Genomic DNA, 15,037 nt, shown 5'->3' with positions numbered 1-15,037 from the left:
TGTGTGTACGTACACATATACGTATAGTGAGTTCATGCCCAACAAGACGATCTACGTAGCCGACGACGATCTCCCCGTGTTCCAGCGGGCGCAGGAGCTTGTCGGCGGAAACCTCTCCAGCACCGTGGTCAGCGCGCTGCGCAGGCTCATCGAGCTGGAAGAAGGACGTGAGGCCGGCTTCGAGGAGGTTGTGCTGCAGGTGGGTCGCGACGGCGTCCGGCAGGTGCGCTTCCAAGGCGTGCTGCTGGGTGAATGGCGCGATGTCGGCGACAAGCAGGTGCTGCACCAGCAGGTCTACCGCAGCCGCAAGGGCAAGCTCGTGCTCCACACGCACTCGGCGCTGTGGTCGGAATATCCGACCGGGGACGCCGCGGGCGACATGAAGGACTGGAAATACTGGCGCCGCATGTTCGGCATCGGTGACCGGGCGTGGGACTGGGGCGACTACGAGTACGAGGTCCTCGACGACCTGAAAGACCTGAAGGATCGCGTGCCCGACAAGCTCTACCGCAAGGTCGAAGACATCACCGCGCACCCGCAGATCGAGGAGCTCGACATCTAACTCCTCGACTACAACCGCACATCACACCCGAACCGCAGCCCCTGGGGGCTGTGTCGATAACTCATGCATATATACGCAGTAATGAATGCAATCCTGTGGAAAGGGACGATCATGGTCAACTCGGCCATCACCGCACGCGGCCTGCGCAAGGCCTACGGCGACAAAACTGTTCTCGACGGCATCGACATCACCGTCGCCGAGGGCACTGTCTTCTCCCTGCTCGGCCCCAACGGCGCGGGCAAGACCACCACGGTGCAGATCCTCACCACGCTGATCGCAGGCGATGCGGGGGAGTGCACCGTCGGCGGCCACGACGTGGTGACCGACCGAGGCGGGGTGCGCGAGCTGATCGGCGTCACCGGGCAGTTCGCCGCCGTCGACGAGCTGCTGACCGGCCGCGAGAACCTGCACATGATGGGCGACCTGAACCACCTGCCGCGCCGCGAGACCCGCGCGCTGGCAGAGGAACTGCTGCGACGATTCGACCTGGTCGAGGCCGCCGACAAGCCCGCGAGTACCTACTCCGGCGGCATGACCCGCAGGCTCGACCTGGCGATGACGCTGGTCGGCGATCCGCGGGTGATCTTCCTCGACGAACCGACCACCGGCCTCGACCCGCGCAGTCGCCGCTCGATCTGGGAGATCATCCGCGGCCTGGTCGACGATCTCGGCGTCACCGTCTTTCTCACCACCCAGTACCTCGAGGAGGCCGACCAGCTGGCCGATCGCATCGCGGTGCTCGACAACGGCCGGATCGTCGCGGAAGGCACCGCGGCAGAACTGAAGCGACTGATCCCGGGCGGCCACATCCGCATCGATTTCGCCGACCAGCCCGACGTGGTCGCCGCCCAGCGCGCGTTCGGGTCGACGGCGAAGGTGGTCGAGGGCACCGACGGCCTGACCCTCGCCGTGCCGAGCGACGGCGGCGTGCGTTCCCTGCGCTCCGTGCTCGACCTGCTCGATGCCGAGAACATCGAAGCGGGCGGCATTTCGGTGCACACCCCCAACCTCGACGACGTCTTCCTCACCCTCACCGGCATGAGCGGTCAGCGGCCGGAGGCGGGAGCGGAGCGTGACCACGCAGGCCGCCCGAGCATGCCCAATGTCAACAGCCGCGCCACCATCGAGCAGGAGTCACTGCGATGACCACACTGACCAAATCCAAGTCCTACGCCTTCGCCGACACGATGACGATGCTGCGGCGCAACATGATTCACGTCAAGCGCTACCCCAGCATGACGTTCAGCATCATCATCATGCCGATCGTGCTGATGCTGGTGTTCAAGTACGTCTTCGGCGGGGCGCTCGAGAAGTCCTCTGGCGGTAGCTATATCGACTATCTGGCGCCGGGCATGATGTTGCTGTTGCCCGCCTATCTGACGGTGTCGGTGGCGGTCTCTATCGCCACCGACGCGAGCAAGGGGATCGTGAATCGCTTTCGGGTGATGGCGATTTCGCAGTCGTCGGTGCTCACCGGCCATGTGCTGGGTGCGCTCGTCCAGGCGATGGCGGGCGTTGTCGCGATGACCGCCGTGGCGATGCTGGTCGGCTTCCGGCCCAACGCGAACGTCGCCGAGTGGCTCGCCGCGCTCGGGCTGCTGGCGCTGGTGACGTTCGCCTTCACCTGGCTGGCCATCGCGCTCGGCCTGCTCTCGCCGACTCCCGAAAGTGCCAGCAACGCACCGTTTCCCATCGTGTTGCTGCCCTTCCTCGGCAGCGGCCTCGTGGCCACCGACACGATGCCGGTCGGGATGCGCCAGTTCGCCGAGTACCAGCCCTTCACTCCCATCACCGAGACGCTGCGCGGACTGCTGATGGGCACCGAGGTCGGCGCCAACGGCTGGATCTCGCTGGTCTGGTGCGCGGTGATCGCGGGCGGCGGCTTCCTCTGGTCGAAGTCGATCTTCGCCAAGCAGTCGAAGTAGCCTGTGGCACAAACGGTCCGGTCTCCATCAGGAGGCCGGACCGTTTCGCGCGTTCAGACCTGGGCGACCAAGACGGTCCGGCCGGAATCGACGGAGGTGATCTCCACCTTGCTGATCGAATCCGGTGGCGCGTCGATGGTGCGAGCCACCGTCAGTTCGGTGCCGGGGCCCGCGGGCCACTGGTCGAGTTCGTAGCGCTGCTCACCCGCGGTCACCACCAGCCCGTAGGTGCGGGTGTAGCCGGAGCCGTAAGCGCTCGGCGCGTAGCGGCAGGTCATCACCAGGCGGGTGCGGTCGCCGTCGCGCACCAGCTTCACCTGCGCGCTCACCGGGGTCTGCTCCACCGCCTGCATCACCTGTTCGGCGACGATCTGTTCGGTCGGCGTTTCCGAGCGCGCCACGGTGACCGTCACCGGAATCGCGATCGCCACCGCCGCCGCGGCAGCCGCCACCGCACTTCCGACACCCATCCAGCGCCGCCGCCGCCTGCGCCGTTCGGCCGCAGCGGCCAGCGACGGAATCAGGTCGGGAACCTGCGGCGCGTCCGGCTCCGGCGATGCGATCATCGACAGCGCGGTATCGCGGTCCACCAGACCGAGCATGCCCGGCATCCCGGACAGTTCGGCCACCGCCTGCTGGCAGTGCGTGCACCCGAGCAGGTGTGTCTCGTATTCGCGCCGCTCGGCGGCACCCAGCGAACCGAGGACATAGGCAGCGTCCCAGGTGCTGTACTCGTCGGCGAGGTCGGTCATCGGTTCGTCACCCCCATCTCCTGTAATGCCAGCCGCATCGCGCGCATGCCGTAGTGCAGGCGCGACTTCACCGTTCCCGGTGGGATACCCAATTCGTCGGCGATCTGGGCCATGCCGAGGCCGCGATAGTAGGCCCGCACGATCACCTCGCGATGATCCGGGCTCAATGTGCTCAGCGCGTCGGCGACCAGCCAGCCGTCGAGCGCGCGATCGGACTGGTCGGGGCTCACCTGCTCGGGCGGGGTGTCGGTACCGAACTCGCGACGGTGCCTGGCGCTGCGATGCTCGTCGACCGCGAGATTACGAGCCACGGTGAACAACCATGCGCGCGGCGAGGTTTCGGTCTGTTCCAGCACGGTGGGGCGTTGCCAGGCGCGCAGCAGCGTCTCCTGCACGATGTCCTCGGCCCGGCCGGGATCGCGCACCAGCCCGAGGGTGAAACGCCACAGGGCGGGTGCGTGCTCGGCGTAGAGCGCACGCATCAATTCGTCGCGACCATCGTTCATCGGCGGCCCTGATCACTGCTCGTCGTAATTCATGTGTCACTCCTGCTCGTCGAAGGAGTAACGGTGTCAGTTGCGTTCGAGTTCAATCGGGTGTGTCGCCAGCAGGGACAGCGGCAACGGCTGACGCCGCAACACCGCGGCCCACAGATCGTGGCGGTCGGTGGCTATCGGGTCCGACGGCAGCGCCGAGACCACGATCCAGTCGTCGTTGTCGAGTTCGCCGTCGAGCTGGCCCATCGACCAGCCCGCGTATCCGGCGAAGACCCGGATCTGCTCGATGAGCGGGCCGATCTCGGCGGGGTCGGCGTCCAGATCGACCAGCACCACGCGGCCGTCGACCCGGCGCAGCCCGCGGATATCGGAGATGTCGACGCCCGTGCGCAGCACCGCCAGGCACAGCGCCGCATCGCGTTTGACCGGCCCACCGATGTAGAGGTCGGTCGGGCTGGCGGCCAGGTCGGCCCAGGCGGGCAGCACATCGACGACCGGGGTCTCGCTCGGCCGGTTCAGCACCACGCCGAGGCTGCCCGCGTCGTTGTGCTCGATCACATACACGACGGTACGCCGGAAAGTAGGTTCCACCAGGTCTGTCGCGGACACCAGCAGGTTGCCCGCGCGGACGTTCACCGCGGGCTGACCGCGCCGCCGATCGTCACCGTGTCCGTCGCGAGTCCGCCGCTCGTCCGGGTCGTCTCCGCCTGCCACCGAGTCATCATCGCATTTTCAGCGCCGGTGCGCGCTTCCCGCGGACCGCATCGAAATCGGAAATCCTCGCGCGCGGGGCCGCTGGGATCGCCCGGTAGGGTCGCGCTATGCACTTGCCCGAGGTCCTGCTCGACGACAACGACGCCGTGTACGACTACTACCTGCGCCATCAGCAGAACAGGTGGAAGGCGCTGGCTTCGTATGCGGTGCTGGCCCGGCGGTTCCGGCCGCGCGTGGTGTTCGCCGAGGGTGCGAAGCAGCAGTTGAAGGCCCTGGTTCGCAGTGGGCGGCCGGTCATCTACGCGATCAACCATCTGTCGACCAGCGACCCGTACACGGTCGCGGCCACGGCGTGGCGGTCACCGTTGCGCTCGAAGATCGGGCGGGTGCGGGTGCTGGCCAAGGACGAGCTCTTTCTCGATCCCGAGCAGCGCCGCAAGGTGGACATGATGGGCGGGATCCCGGTGTTCCGCGGCAAGGATCACGGAATCCGGGCGGTCAACGCCGCAGGTCAGCGGATGATGGATGTGTGCGCGCAGCGGTTGGCCGCCGGTGATCACCTCGCGATCTTCCCCGAGGGCACCTGCAATGAGGTAGATCACACCAAGGTGCAGGCGGTCGGTAGTGGGATCGGGCACATCGCGTTCCGTGCGGCCAAACTGGGCGCCGCGCCCGCGCTGATCGCCATCGGGATGAACTACGGAGACCGCGACGCGTCCGCCGAAACGACTGCTGCCGACGTGGTGTCGGGGGTCGCCTACTTCCGGGCACCGATCCTCGAGGTGCCGCAGCGGCCCGCCGACATCGCCAGGCTCGTCAAAGAAGAGCTGCAACTGGCTGTCGACGGGGCCGTCGCGCACTACTGAGGTAGGCCGAACAGCTCCCTGGCCCGCTGCGGGACGTAGGCGATGTAGTCGGGATGGGTGTTGATGAAATGCAGCACCACCGGGCACATCGGTAGCACGCTGAATCCTTGGTCGCGGCTGGCGTCGAGTGCGGACTCGACCAGGATGTTCGCCAGGCCGCGGCCTTCGAATCGGGGATAGATCTCGGTGTGGACGAGCGCGCGTTCGTCGCCGGTGTCCTGGTATTCGATGTAGCCGGCGGGTTGACCGTCGGCGGTGAGTTCGAACCGCTCTAGCGCGGTGTTGTTGCGGACCTCGGTCGCCATAGGTCGACGCTACCGTGTTGTTCGGCGTCGGCCCTTGTCGATCGGTGGTCCCAGGAGGTTCGGTAGTGCGGTTACGGCGGACTCAGGGCGTTGCGGATGGCTGGAACTGCGGGGATGCGGGTTTTGGTCTCAGGGCGGAAGATGTCGGGATGACTCGTGGACCGCTTGTTGTGCTTGCACCGGACAAGTTCAAGGGTTCGCTTTCGGCACCGGAGGTTGCCGAGGCGTTGGGACGGGGGATTGCTCGGCGGGCGCCGGGGGCGCAGGTGCGGTGTGTGCCGGTGGCCGACGGCGGCGACGGGATGGTCGATGCCTTCGTGGCATCGGGGTGGAAGCGAGTGGAGCTGGCCGCGCCCGGGCCGACGGGGGAGGCTTCGACGGCGGTGTACGCGGTGCGCGGAGATGTCGCGGTGGTGGAGTTGGCGGCGGCCGTCGGTCTGGTGAAGTTGCCCGGTGGGCGGCTCGACCCGCTCCGGGCCGACACGTTCGGGTTGGGGGTGGCCATCGCGCACGCGCTCGACGCGGGGGCTCGGGAGATCGTGCTCGGGCTCGGTGGGAGTGCGTCGACCGATGGCGGGGCGGGGCTGTTGCGGGCGCTCGGGTTGCGGCTGCTCGACCGGGAGGGGCGGGAATTGTCGGGGGTCGCGGACGTGGCCGCGATGCTCGCGCAGGTGGCCTCGGTGGATCGAGCCGGGTTGCATCCGGCGGTCTCGACGGCGCTGTTCACCCTTGCCTGCGATGTGGACAATCCGTTGCTCGGACCGGCCGGTGCCGTTGCGGTGTACTCGCCACAGAAGGGGGCCAACGCCCGACAGATGGTGAAACTCGAAGCAGGGCTGACCAATTGGGCGGCGGTGCTGGGTACGGGGTATGCCGAGATCGGTGGGGCAGGGGCGGCCGGTGGTACCGGGTTCGGGGCGCTCGCGGTGCTGGGGGCGCAGGTGCGCAGCGGGATCGATGTGCTGCTCGAGCTGCTGGAATTCACGGACTTGGTCGACGGGGCCACGCTGGTCGTCACCGGTGAGGGCTCGCTGGATCACCAGAGCATGCACGGGAAGGCGCCGGTCGGGGTCGCGGCCGCGGCCAAGAAAGCGGGGGTGCCGGTGGTCGCAGCGGTAGGTCGAACCCTGTTGTCACCCGGTGAGATTCGAGCCGCGGGTTTCGCCGCGTGCTATCCGCTCAGTGACCTGGAGCCCGATCCCGCACGCTCGATCATGGCCGCGGCGCGCCTACTCGAACGGATCGGCGAGCGAATCGCCATGGAGCACTTGAAATGACAGCGCACGTGCGCGAAGCACGATGAAGCGCGGGTAGTTACAGCGCGATCGGGGAGGACGAAGACGCCGCGGCGGTGGGTCGGGTAGCGGTGGCGAGCACCGCGCGGTGCTCGTCGCCCCAGCTTTCGAGCGGTGCCAAGGCGAGGCGCAGGGTCTCGCCGAGCGGGGTGAGCGAGTACTCCACGCGCGGGGGGATTTCCGGGAAGATCTCGCGGTGCACCACGCCGGAGCTCTCCAGATGCCGCAGGTTCTCGGCGAGCACCTTCTCGCTCACGCCGTCGAGCAGCCGCCGGATCTGGCCGAATCGCTGCGGCCCGGCGTCGAGCACCCACATCAGGTGCAGCTTCCATTTACCGCCGACGACGTCGATGGCCAGGCTCATGCCGCATACATCGTGATCTGCGTCACTACTCATCTTCGGCGCACCCTTCTGACCGTATTTCGAACCTCTAGGTAAGCAACCACACCCGAACGTTCGGTCTTCCCGGACGATACCCGCGCGGACACCATGGAAAGCGGCGCCGAACCAACCCGTAGCGAGAATCGAAGGGCCACACAATGTCCGAGCAGACCACCTCCCGTTCCGTTTCCGTTCTCGGCCTCGGCCCGATGGGTCAGGCCATGGTCAAGGCCTTCCTCGAAGCAGGTGTTGAGGTGACGGTATGGAATCGCAGCACCGCCAAGGTCGACGCGCTGGTGGCGCTCGGCGCCAAGCGGGCCGACACCGTGGCCGAGGCGCTGGCGGCCAACGAGGTCTCCGTGCTCAGCCTCACCCACTACGACGCCATGTACGACGTGCTCGGCCGAGCCGTCGACCAGCTGCCCGGCAAGGTCATCGCCAATCTGTCCTCCGATTCACCGGCCAAGGCACGGGCGGGCGCGACCTGGGTTCGTGAGCGCGGCGCCGAATTCCTCTCCGGCGGCGTGATGTCGGCGGGCGACAATATCGTCCATCCCTCGTCCTACATCTTCTACAGCGGTCCGAAGGCGGTCTTCGACGCGCACGCCGAACTGCTGCGCCCGCTCAGCCCGCAGGAATACCTCGGCGCCGACGACGGCTTGGCCCAGATCTTCTACCAGGCCCTGCTGATCACCTTCCACCCCTGGTTGCTGGCGTTCGACCAGGCGTCGGCGATGATCGCGAACTCCGGCCACAGCATCGACCAGTTCGTACCGTTCGCCGTCCGCTCCGCCGGCGCCTACCCGTTCTTCATCGAACAGTTCGCCGAGGCGAACAAGGAAGGCGGCTATGCCGACCTCGCGCACCTGAAGATGATGGACGCCGGCGCCCAGCACATCATCGACGCCAGCGAAGAAGCAGGCGTCGACGCGAGCCTGTCCCACCTCGCCCAGTCGTTCTGGCGCAAGGCCGTCACCGCCTCCGAGGCGACGGGTAGGCAGATCTCGCCGTACGCGCTGTTCCGTGGCGAGGCGTCCTGATGCCGGCTCCGGACCGAGCGGCCGATGCGGTCACCGTCATCGGCCTCGGCCCGATGGGACAGCAGATCGTGCGCACGTACCTCGACGCGGGCTTCACCGTGACGGTCTGGAACCGAACCCCTGGAAAAGCACAGGGTCTCGGTGCCCAGCTCGCCGAGACGGTCGCCGACGCGGTGGCCGCGGCCGAGCTCGTCGTGCTCAGCCTGACCCACTACGACGCGATGGACGAGGTTCTCGGCTCCCTCGATCTGACCGGAAAAGTAGTGGTCAACCTGTCCTCGGATTCGCCGCAGCGGACTCGGCGGGGCGCGGCGTTCGTCCGGGCGCGTGGTGGCGAATTTCTCGCCGGTGGGGTGATGGCGCAGCCGCACGAGCTGGCGGGCCCGGCGGCTTACATCTTCTACAGCGGTCCACCAGAGGTCTTCGAGGATCGACGCGAGTCGTTGCGGCCGTTGGCGGAAATGGAGTACCTGGGTGCGGATGACGGTGCGGCCCAGGTCTTCTACCAGGCCATGCTCGCCCTGTTCCTGCCTTTGATGCTCGGCTACGAACAGGCGCTGGCGATCGTCGATCGGTCCGGTTCCTCGATAGATCGGTTCGTGCCGTACGCCCAGCGTTCACTGGGCAGCGTCGCCGAGTTGTACGCCGCGTGGGCGGAAACGGCAGACGACGGTGGTCCGGCCGATCCGGCGTACCTGCGGATGATGGCGGCCGGCGCGCGCCATGTCGTGGCAACCGGCGCCGCGGTCGGTGTGGATACTGTGCTGGCCGAGTCGGTTTCGTCGTATTGGGAGCGAGCTGTCGGCGCCCCCGAATCGACATTCCGGATATTTCGCGGCTGACACACCGAAACCGTTCGGCGCGTTGATGCCGAACGGTTTCGGTGTTCACGCAGTCTCGGCGCCCGATCCCAGTCTCGGGAACGGCTCGGTGGAGAACACCACCTCCACCGCTACCTCGAAATAGGCCGCGAGCCGCAGGGCCAGATGCAGGCTGGGGCTGTATTCGCCGCGTTCGAGGTAGCCGACGGTTTGGTAGTGCACGCCGAGTGCTTCGGCCAGGTCCCGTCGCGAGATGCCGCGCTCGGCACGCAACATCGCGATGCGGTTGTAGATGACCTCAGAAGGCACGCTGCATCGCTTTCTCGCGGCGGACGGCCACGCTGGATCCCGACTCATGGCGGGCCGCTCGCCGCAGCACGATCGGCGCGAGCAGCAACCCGACGATCGACCATACGCCGAGCACCGCGGCGGTCTCGAGGTGCCGCCAGGACCCGTCGATCTCGATGGCCGCCGCCTCGGCGGGCAGCAGTGCGGAGCGCATGCCGAGGCCGAGCCAATACATCGGGAAGAGTTGGGCCAGGCTCTGTATCCAGCCGGGGAGCGCGGTGATCGGGTACCAGATGCCGGAGATGGCGATGAGTCCCATCAGCGGCAAGGTCAGCAGGAAGATGTCGCGGGCGCCGACGATCAACCCACCGAGGATGGCGCCGATCGGCAAGGTGGCCAGTAGGCCGAGCATGATCACCCACGTCAGCGTGATCACGGCGCCGCCGGGCGTCGACAATCCGCCGACGATCACGGCGCCGATGGTCAGCACCACCACCAGCTGTACGAGTACCGCGCCCGCGGTGGTACCGATCTTGCCGATGAAGTAGCCCAGGATGCCGTTCGGAATTGTCTTGGCGCGCAACAGGGTTCCGTCCTCCCGGTCGAGCGCGAGGACTTCGGCGATGCCGTACAGGCCGTTGAACGCGATGATGCTGCCGAGCAGGCCGGGCACCGCGAGTTCGCCGAGTGACAGCTCGGTGTCCTGGTAGGTCCGGTCGCGCAGGAAGAAGATCGCGATCAGAAACAGTGTGGGAGTGAGGAACTGGGCCATCAGGCTCGCCCCGTTGGTGTACAGCTGCCGCAGTTCGATCCACATCGCCGCCAGGCCGCCCCTGACCGCTACCAGCGTGGGATTCATCGCGTGACCTCCTGCAGTGAACGAACGGGTTCGGCGGCCGCGTCGGATTCGAAACGGCGGACCAGTGCCATGTAGGTGTCCTCCAGCGACGCGCGCTGTACCTCGAGGTCCTCGATCAGTTCGCCGTGCTGTTCGAACAGTTCGTGGACGTATTTCGTCGACTCGGTCGTCGTGTGGACGAAGCGTTGACCATCGTGGGTCCAGCGCACCTCGGCCTCGCCCGCGGTGGCGGCGCTGAGCTCCTCCGGGGAGCCGTCGGCGATGATCCGGCCACCGGCCAGGATCAGGATCCGGTCGGCCAGTTTCGCGGCTTCATCCAGGTCGTGGGTGGTGAGTAGGACGGTGGTCTCGTCCAGATCGGCCAGACGATGCACCAGGTCGTGGAAGTCGCGCCGTGCGGCGGGGTCGAAGCCGGCGGTCGGTTCGTCCATGAACAGCAGTTCCGGTCGGCCGACGATGCCGATCGCCACGTCGAGTCTGCGTCGCTGGCCCCCGGACAAGGTGGCGATCTTCGCGTCGCGCTGCTCGGTGAGCCCGACCAGCGCGATGAGTTCATCGGTGTCCCACGGTCGGGTGATCCGTGCCGTGGAATACGGGCTGTAGTACCCGCCGAGGTGACCGAGCAGCTCGCGCACTCGCCATTTCGCGTGGTCACGCCAGGATTGGAGCACGACGCCGATGCGGGCGCGCCAGAGTTCGTCACCGTGTTCGGGATCGGCCCCCAGCACCTCGACCCGGCCGGCCGACCTCCTGCGGAACCCCTCGAGGATCTCGATCGTGGTGGTTTTGCCCGCGCCGTTGGGCCCGAGCATGACGAGCACTTCCCCGCGCTTCGCGTGAAAAGTCACATCGTGCAGGACGTCTGTCTCGTCGTATCGCATCCGTAGTTGCGCGACATCGAGAACGACGTTGTTGTTCGAAGTCATGAGTCCTCCCAGTCATCGACCTTCGATGATATGTAGCATACGTACTACATATCATCGCGGTAATGCTTCGCTGAAAAAGGACATTTCGAAAACTGTGAGCACTGCTCTTGACTTCGGATCGGGCGGGGCTCATGCTTGTACTCAACAGAGAGCAGTGCTCACAGTTTCAGGAGTGATCAACATGGACAACGCGACTCGCCACCTCCCCCCGACCGGCATCGATCCGATCGTCAACAAGATCGCCAACCTACTGCCCAAGCTGGGGATCAGCATCATGGGTTCGCGGCTGCTGGCCGTGCGCGGCCGCAAGAGCGGTGAATGGCGCACCACCATGGTCAACGTGATGACGGCCGCCGACGGCGAGCGCTACCTGGTCGCGCCGCGCGGGCACGTGCAGTGGGTGCGCAATCTGCGCGTGGCAGGCGACGGCGAACTGCGCCTCGGCCGCAAGACCGAACAGTTCACCGCCACCGAGGTCGCCGACGCCGACAAGGTGCCGCTGCTTCGGCTGTACCTGGAGAAGTGGGGCTGGGAGGTCGGCAAGTTCTTCGAGGGCCTCACCAAGGACGCGACAGACGAACAACTCGTCGCCATCGCCCCCGGATTCCCGGTCTTCCGACTCGCGTGATCACGCCGAGGCCGACCGGCCTATGGCTTGCTCAAGAACTCGATGGCCGCGGCGTAGCCGTGGATGCCCAGCCCGGCGATCACCGCGGTGGCGATCGGGGAGACGAACGAGTGGTGCCGGAACTCCTCGCGCGCGTGCACATTGCTGATGTGCACCTCGACGATCGGCACCTCCGGGATCGCCAAGGCGTCGCGCAGTGCGACCGAGGTGTGGGTGAGGCCGCCGGGGTTGATGACGATGGCCGACACCTCGCCGCGGGCCTGCTGGATCCGGTCGATCAGCGCGCCTTCGTGATTGGACTGGAAGGCGATGACCTTGAGGTCGAACCGGGCGGCGGTGCGTTCGCACAGTGCGACGACGTCGTCGAGGGTGTCGGCGCCGTAGATCTCGGGCTGGCGGGTCCCGAGCATGTTCAGGTTCGGTCCGTTGATTACCAGGATCGGACCAGTGGCCTGCGCGGATTCCATGCAGGCCACTGTAAGTCACAAGCCGGTGGGGCCCTCCGAGCGCAGGTCGTCGACCTTGCGCATGGCTTCGCGGAGTTCGGCGAGCCAGGTTTCGGCGTGCTTGCCCGCGAGTTTGACCGTCCAGGCCAAGGCGTCGGCGCGGGAGCGGGCTACGCCTGCGTCGATGAGGGTGTCGAGGACCTGGCGTTCGGGCTGGCGTAGGCGGGTCATCACGGGCACGGCCAGGTGGGTGAACAGGATTCGTTCACCGTCTACTCGCACGCCCCAGGCGACGCTGCGGCCGTAACGGCGCTGGGCCTCGTCGGCGATCTGCATGCGGGCCGGGCGGGTCGACTCGCGGAAGCGGGCGAGTGCGCCTTCTTTGGTGGCTGTCGAGGTGCTCGCGTCGCCGGGGACGGGTAGTTCGCCGACCACGACGATCTCGTCGCGGTCGATCTCGATGTCCACCGGCCCGGTGAACCAGTCGGCGGGCAACCGTCCGGCGAACCAGTCGGGGGCGTCGGCCGGATCGGGAAGGTCGGCTTGCTGCCAACCGCCGGGTCGGCCGAATCCGCGCTCGCGTCGATCGTTCCGCATGGAAATCACCTGCTGTCTCTGTTGTGCGTGTTGCGTTGATTACAAGATTACGCCGATATCTGCGCACTGAATTCCGCTCTGCGTGAACGGGTGCGTACCGACTCGGTAAAGCCCATGCCGCGCGGTTGGATGGAGACGGGCTTGGGTACCCTCGCGTTGAATCGCCGGACAATTGCAAGATCCGCGCCACCTGGCGCGGCTGTCGGTACGGTTGACACAGCAGTTGTTGCCGCTTACTGGGCGAGGTTGGAAAACGGACCCTCATCAGGGCGAGATTTCCGGCACAATCGAGGTGTCGAGGTCGGGGAGTATCCCGACTGACCGGGGCATTGGAGACAGGTCAACTTCCGGTACGGTGTATTTGTTACCGGAGTGGCAAGAGTGAAGAGTGGGCGATATGGATGTGTGGGGATCCCGCCGCTTTCGCGTCCGGGGCGCTATGGCGATCGCGGGGGTTGCGACCCTCGCCATCGCGCTGTGCTCGTGCGGAGTGGGTGGGAAGACGAGCGAGTCGGAGACGGTGGTCCAACGGTTCACCGAGCTCCTCGATGAGAAGGACTACGGCAAGGCCGCCGACCTGACCTCGTACCCCGCTGCCGCTTCGGCAACTATGAAGCAAATGTTCGAGGGCCTGCAATCGGGCACCGTCGACTACGAAGCCTCCCAGGTGATCGACCTCGACAAGCAGTCGGCGATCTTCAGCATGGAGGTCGCCTGGAACTTCGGTGAGAAGAAGGACTGGACCTACACACTGCAGGGCACCGTTCGCAAGCTCGCCATCGGCTGGCGGATCTCCTGGGAGCCCGCGGTGGTGATGCCGCAGTTGACGGACAACCGCACCGTCAAGCTCGTGCGCACGACCGCGAAGCCGCCGCCGAAGGTCGTCGATCTGCCGGGTGAGGCGCTGATGACCGAGCAGACGCTCAATGTCATCAAGATCGACCCGAGCCGCACCGGCGATCTCGTCGGTACCACCAACGCCCTCGCCGACGCCATCGAACCGGTGGCGCCGCTGATCACCGGGCCGTCGCTGATGCAGCAGCTGGCGGGCTCGCAGGGTCAGCCGATCGTCGCGGTGAACCTGCGCGACGGGGATTTCGCGATCCTGGAACCGCGGATGGCCAAGGTGCCCGGCGTGGTGATGGAGAAGCAGACCAAACTGATCTCGGCCGACCGGCGCACGCGTTCGCCGATGCTCGACGCGCTGCGCAAGGTGTGGCAGGACAGTCTCGAGGCCACCGCGGGCTGGGGTGTGCAGATCTTCGAGGCCGATGGCAGGTTCGTCAACCAGGTGGCCGGATATCAGGGACCTTCCGGGCCGGATATCGCCGCGACGATGGACCAGCGTCTACAGCGCGCAGCCGAAGACGCGGTGGTGAGCGCGGGGACCCCGGCTACGGTCGTGGCCATCCAGCCCTCGACCGGCGCGGTCGTCGCGGTGGCACAGAACTCCTACGCCACCGAGAAAGGGCCGATCGCCTTCACCGGGTTGTTCCCGGCGGGCGGCACGATGGAACTGTTCCGTACCGTCGCCGCGGCGACCAAGAACAAGCCGCCGCAGGACGTCACCGTGCAGGAAGCGGCCGAGGCGGCCACCGCGCTGGGTGTCGGCGTCGACTTCAAGGTGGCCGGGCTCGACGAGGTGACCGGGCGGATCAGCGCACCGGGCCGCAGCACCGAACAGGTGCGCCAAGGCGCGGGCGCCGACGCGGTGCAGGTCAGCCCCTTCGGGATGGCCATCGCGGCCGCCGCGATCTCGCGCGGCTCGGTGGTGCCGCCGATGATCGTGGCAGGCAATCCGGGCACCACCGATACGCCTGTTCCCGCGCTGTCACAGCCGGCGGTCGACCGGTTGCGCGCAATGATGAACGACGGCATCAACAAGCCGGAAACCACCGCACTGCGCGGATTCCGCGACGTCACCGCGTTCGCCGCGACGGGTGGCGCCGACGGGTGGCTGCTGGCGACGATGGGCGATCTGGTCTTCGCGGTGCACATCGCCGATGTCGACAGTGGTGACGCCACTTCACGTCTCGCGGCCGTTCTGCTGAAATCACTGGCGACGCCGGAGCCGTAAGCACAGGGTTACCACTGATCAGTGGGCATGAACCCGGTCTCGAAGTCGATCTTGAGC

At 66.7% G+C, this 15,037-nt stretch carries 19 protein-coding genes; 9 read left to right on the top strand and 10 right to left on the bottom strand.

The window, feature by feature from the left end; genetic code table 11:
• Positions 1–34: 34 nt before the first annotated feature.
• The 3 genes from OHS03_RS27270 (at position 35) to OHS03_RS27260 (ending at position 2,487) form a co-directional block, all read left to right on the top strand.
• Positions 35–562, top strand: a complete 528-nt coding sequence (locus OHS03_RS27270; protein ID WP_062987666.1) for an EXLDI protein — start codon at positions 35–37, stop codon at positions 560–562.
• A gap of 81 nt (positions 563–643) precedes the next feature.
• Positions 644–1,708 (top strand): ATP-binding cassette domain-containing protein, encoded by a 1,065-nt coding sequence (locus OHS03_RS27265; protein ID WP_328658008.1) that lies wholly within the window; start codon positions 644–646, stop codon positions 1,706–1,708.
• Complete coding sequence (locus tag OHS03_RS27260; RefSeq protein ID WP_063005217.1) at positions 1,705–2,487, top strand: ABC transporter permease; 783 nt, start codon at positions 1,705–1,707, stop codon at positions 2,485–2,487. The genes OHS03_RS27265 and OHS03_RS27260 overlap by 4 nt, the downstream gene beginning before the upstream one ends.
• Before the next feature lie 53 nt (positions 2,488–2,540).
• On the opposite strand, the gene OHS03_RS27255 is transcribed toward OHS03_RS27260, so the two are convergent.
• From OHS03_RS27255 to OHS03_RS27245, 3 genes are all read right to left on the bottom strand, one after another.
• A complete protein-coding gene (locus OHS03_RS27255; RefSeq protein ID WP_328658006.1) occupies positions 2,541–3,239 on the bottom strand; it encodes a zf-HC2 domain-containing protein in 699 nt (232 codons plus the stop codon).
• On the bottom strand, positions 3,236–3,745 hold the full coding sequence (locus OHS03_RS27250; protein WP_056823775.1) for a sigma-70 family RNA polymerase sigma factor: 510 nt from the start codon (positions 3,743–3,745) through the stop codon (positions 3,236–3,238). Before OHS03_RS27250 ends, OHS03_RS27255 begins: the two co-directional genes overlap by 4 nt.
• Before the next feature lie 66 nt (positions 3,746–3,811).
• Positions 3,812–4,450, bottom strand: coding sequence for a YqgE/AlgH family protein (locus OHS03_RS27245; RefSeq protein ID WP_407942416.1), 639 nt, complete (start codon positions 4,448–4,450; stop codon positions 3,812–3,814).
• A gap of 107 nt (positions 4,451–4,557) precedes the next feature.
• On the opposite strand from OHS03_RS27245, the gene OHS03_RS27240 reads away from it, so the two are divergent.
• On the top strand, positions 4,558–5,316 hold the full coding sequence (locus OHS03_RS27240) for a lysophospholipid acyltransferase family protein (protein ID WP_056823766.1): 759 nt from the start codon (positions 4,558–4,560) through the stop codon (positions 5,314–5,316).
• On the opposite strand, the gene OHS03_RS27235 is transcribed toward OHS03_RS27240, so the two are convergent.
• A complete protein-coding gene (locus tag OHS03_RS27235; protein WP_056823762.1) occupies positions 5,310–5,621 on the bottom strand; it encodes a GNAT family N-acetyltransferase in 312 nt (103 codons plus the stop codon). The genes OHS03_RS27240 and OHS03_RS27235 overlap by 7 nt on opposite strands.
• Positions 5,622–5,770: 149 nt before the next feature.
• Here OHS03_RS27235 and OHS03_RS27230 point away from each other — a divergent pair, with 149 nt between their 5' ends.
• Positions 5,771–6,898, top strand: coding sequence for a glycerate kinase (locus OHS03_RS27230; protein ID WP_328658004.1), 1,128 nt, complete (start codon positions 5,771–5,773; stop codon positions 6,896–6,898).
• Between the two features lie 37 nt (positions 6,899–6,935).
• Here OHS03_RS27230 and OHS03_RS27225 read toward each other — a convergent pair whose 3' ends face one another.
• Positions 6,936–7,313 carry a winged helix-turn-helix transcriptional regulator gene (locus OHS03_RS27225; protein WP_328658002.1) on the bottom strand — a complete coding sequence of 126 codons (378 nt, stop codon included), beginning with the start codon at positions 7,311–7,313 and terminating at the stop codon, positions 6,936–6,938.
• Between the two features lie 143 nt (positions 7,314–7,456).
• On the opposite strand from OHS03_RS27225, the gene OHS03_RS27220 reads away from it, so the two are divergent.
• Together OHS03_RS27220 and OHS03_RS27215 are read left to right on the top strand one after the other, a co-directional pair.
• Positions 7,457–8,338, top strand: a complete 882-nt coding sequence (locus OHS03_RS27220) for an NAD(P)-dependent oxidoreductase (RefSeq protein ID WP_328658000.1) — start codon at positions 7,457–7,459, stop codon at positions 8,336–8,338.
• Positions 8,338–9,180: an NAD(P)-dependent oxidoreductase gene (locus OHS03_RS27215; protein WP_063005213.1), complete on the top strand. Its 843-nt coding sequence runs from the start codon at positions 8,338–8,340 to the stop codon at positions 9,178–9,180. The genes OHS03_RS27220 and OHS03_RS27215 overlap by 1 nt, the downstream gene beginning before the upstream one ends.
• 45 nt (positions 9,181–9,225) lie before the next feature.
• Here the strand turns inward: OHS03_RS27215 and OHS03_RS27210 are convergent, their stop codons facing one another.
• From OHS03_RS27210 to OHS03_RS27200, 3 genes are read right to left on the bottom strand one after another with little or no spacing between them, the layout of a single operon-like run.
• Complete coding sequence (locus OHS03_RS27210; RefSeq protein ID WP_056823747.1) at positions 9,226–9,468, bottom strand: helix-turn-helix transcriptional regulator; 243 nt, start codon at positions 9,466–9,468, stop codon at positions 9,226–9,228.
• Positions 9,458–10,306 (bottom strand): ABC transporter permease, encoded by an 849-nt coding sequence (locus tag OHS03_RS27205; protein WP_328657998.1) that lies wholly within the window; start codon positions 10,304–10,306, stop codon positions 9,458–9,460. The genes OHS03_RS27210 and OHS03_RS27205 overlap by 11 nt, the downstream gene beginning before the upstream one ends.
• Complete coding sequence (locus tag OHS03_RS27200; protein ID WP_328657997.1) at positions 10,303–11,232, bottom strand: ABC transporter ATP-binding protein; 930 nt, start codon at positions 11,230–11,232, stop codon at positions 10,303–10,305. The genes OHS03_RS27205 and OHS03_RS27200 overlap by 4 nt, the downstream gene beginning before the upstream one ends.
• A gap of 181 nt (positions 11,233–11,413) precedes the next feature.
• On the opposite strand from OHS03_RS27200, the gene OHS03_RS27195 reads away from it, so the two are divergent.
• On the top strand, positions 11,414–11,860 hold the full coding sequence (locus OHS03_RS27195) for a nitroreductase family deazaflavin-dependent oxidoreductase (RefSeq protein WP_328657995.1): 447 nt from the start codon (positions 11,414–11,416) through the stop codon (positions 11,858–11,860).
• 20 nt (positions 11,861–11,880) lie between these two features.
• Here the strand turns inward: OHS03_RS27195 and aroQ are convergent, their stop codons facing one another.
• Positions 11,881–12,327, bottom strand: coding sequence for a type II 3-dehydroquinate dehydratase (gene aroQ / locus OHS03_RS27190; RefSeq protein ID WP_328657993.1), 447 nt, complete (start codon positions 12,325–12,327; stop codon positions 11,881–11,883).
• A gap of 15 nt (positions 12,328–12,342) precedes the next feature.
• The gene (gene abmR / locus OHS03_RS27185) at positions 12,343–12,903 is read right to left on the bottom strand and encodes an ATP-binding transcription factor AbmR (RefSeq protein ID WP_194829453.1); all 561 of its coding nucleotides are present in this window, start codon (positions 12,901–12,903) and stop codon (positions 12,343–12,345) included.
• A gap of 397 nt (positions 12,904–13,300) precedes the next feature.
• Here abmR and OHS03_RS27180 point away from each other — a divergent pair, with 397 nt between their 5' ends.
• Positions 13,301–14,980, top strand: coding sequence for an NTF2-like N-terminal transpeptidase domain-containing protein (locus OHS03_RS27180; protein ID WP_328657991.1), 1,680 nt, complete (start codon positions 13,301–13,303; stop codon positions 14,978–14,980).
• The last annotated feature ends 57 nt before the right edge of the window (positions 14,981–15,037 follow it).

It is taken from the genome of Nocardia salmonicida (assembly GCF_036142455.1).
Taxonomy (GTDB): domain Bacteria; phylum Actinomycetota; class Actinomycetes; order Mycobacteriales; family Mycobacteriaceae; genus Nocardia; species Nocardia salmonicida.
The sequence above is the reverse complement of the archived record's forward strand: the minus strand, read 5'-3'. Positions and strand labels throughout refer to the sequence as shown.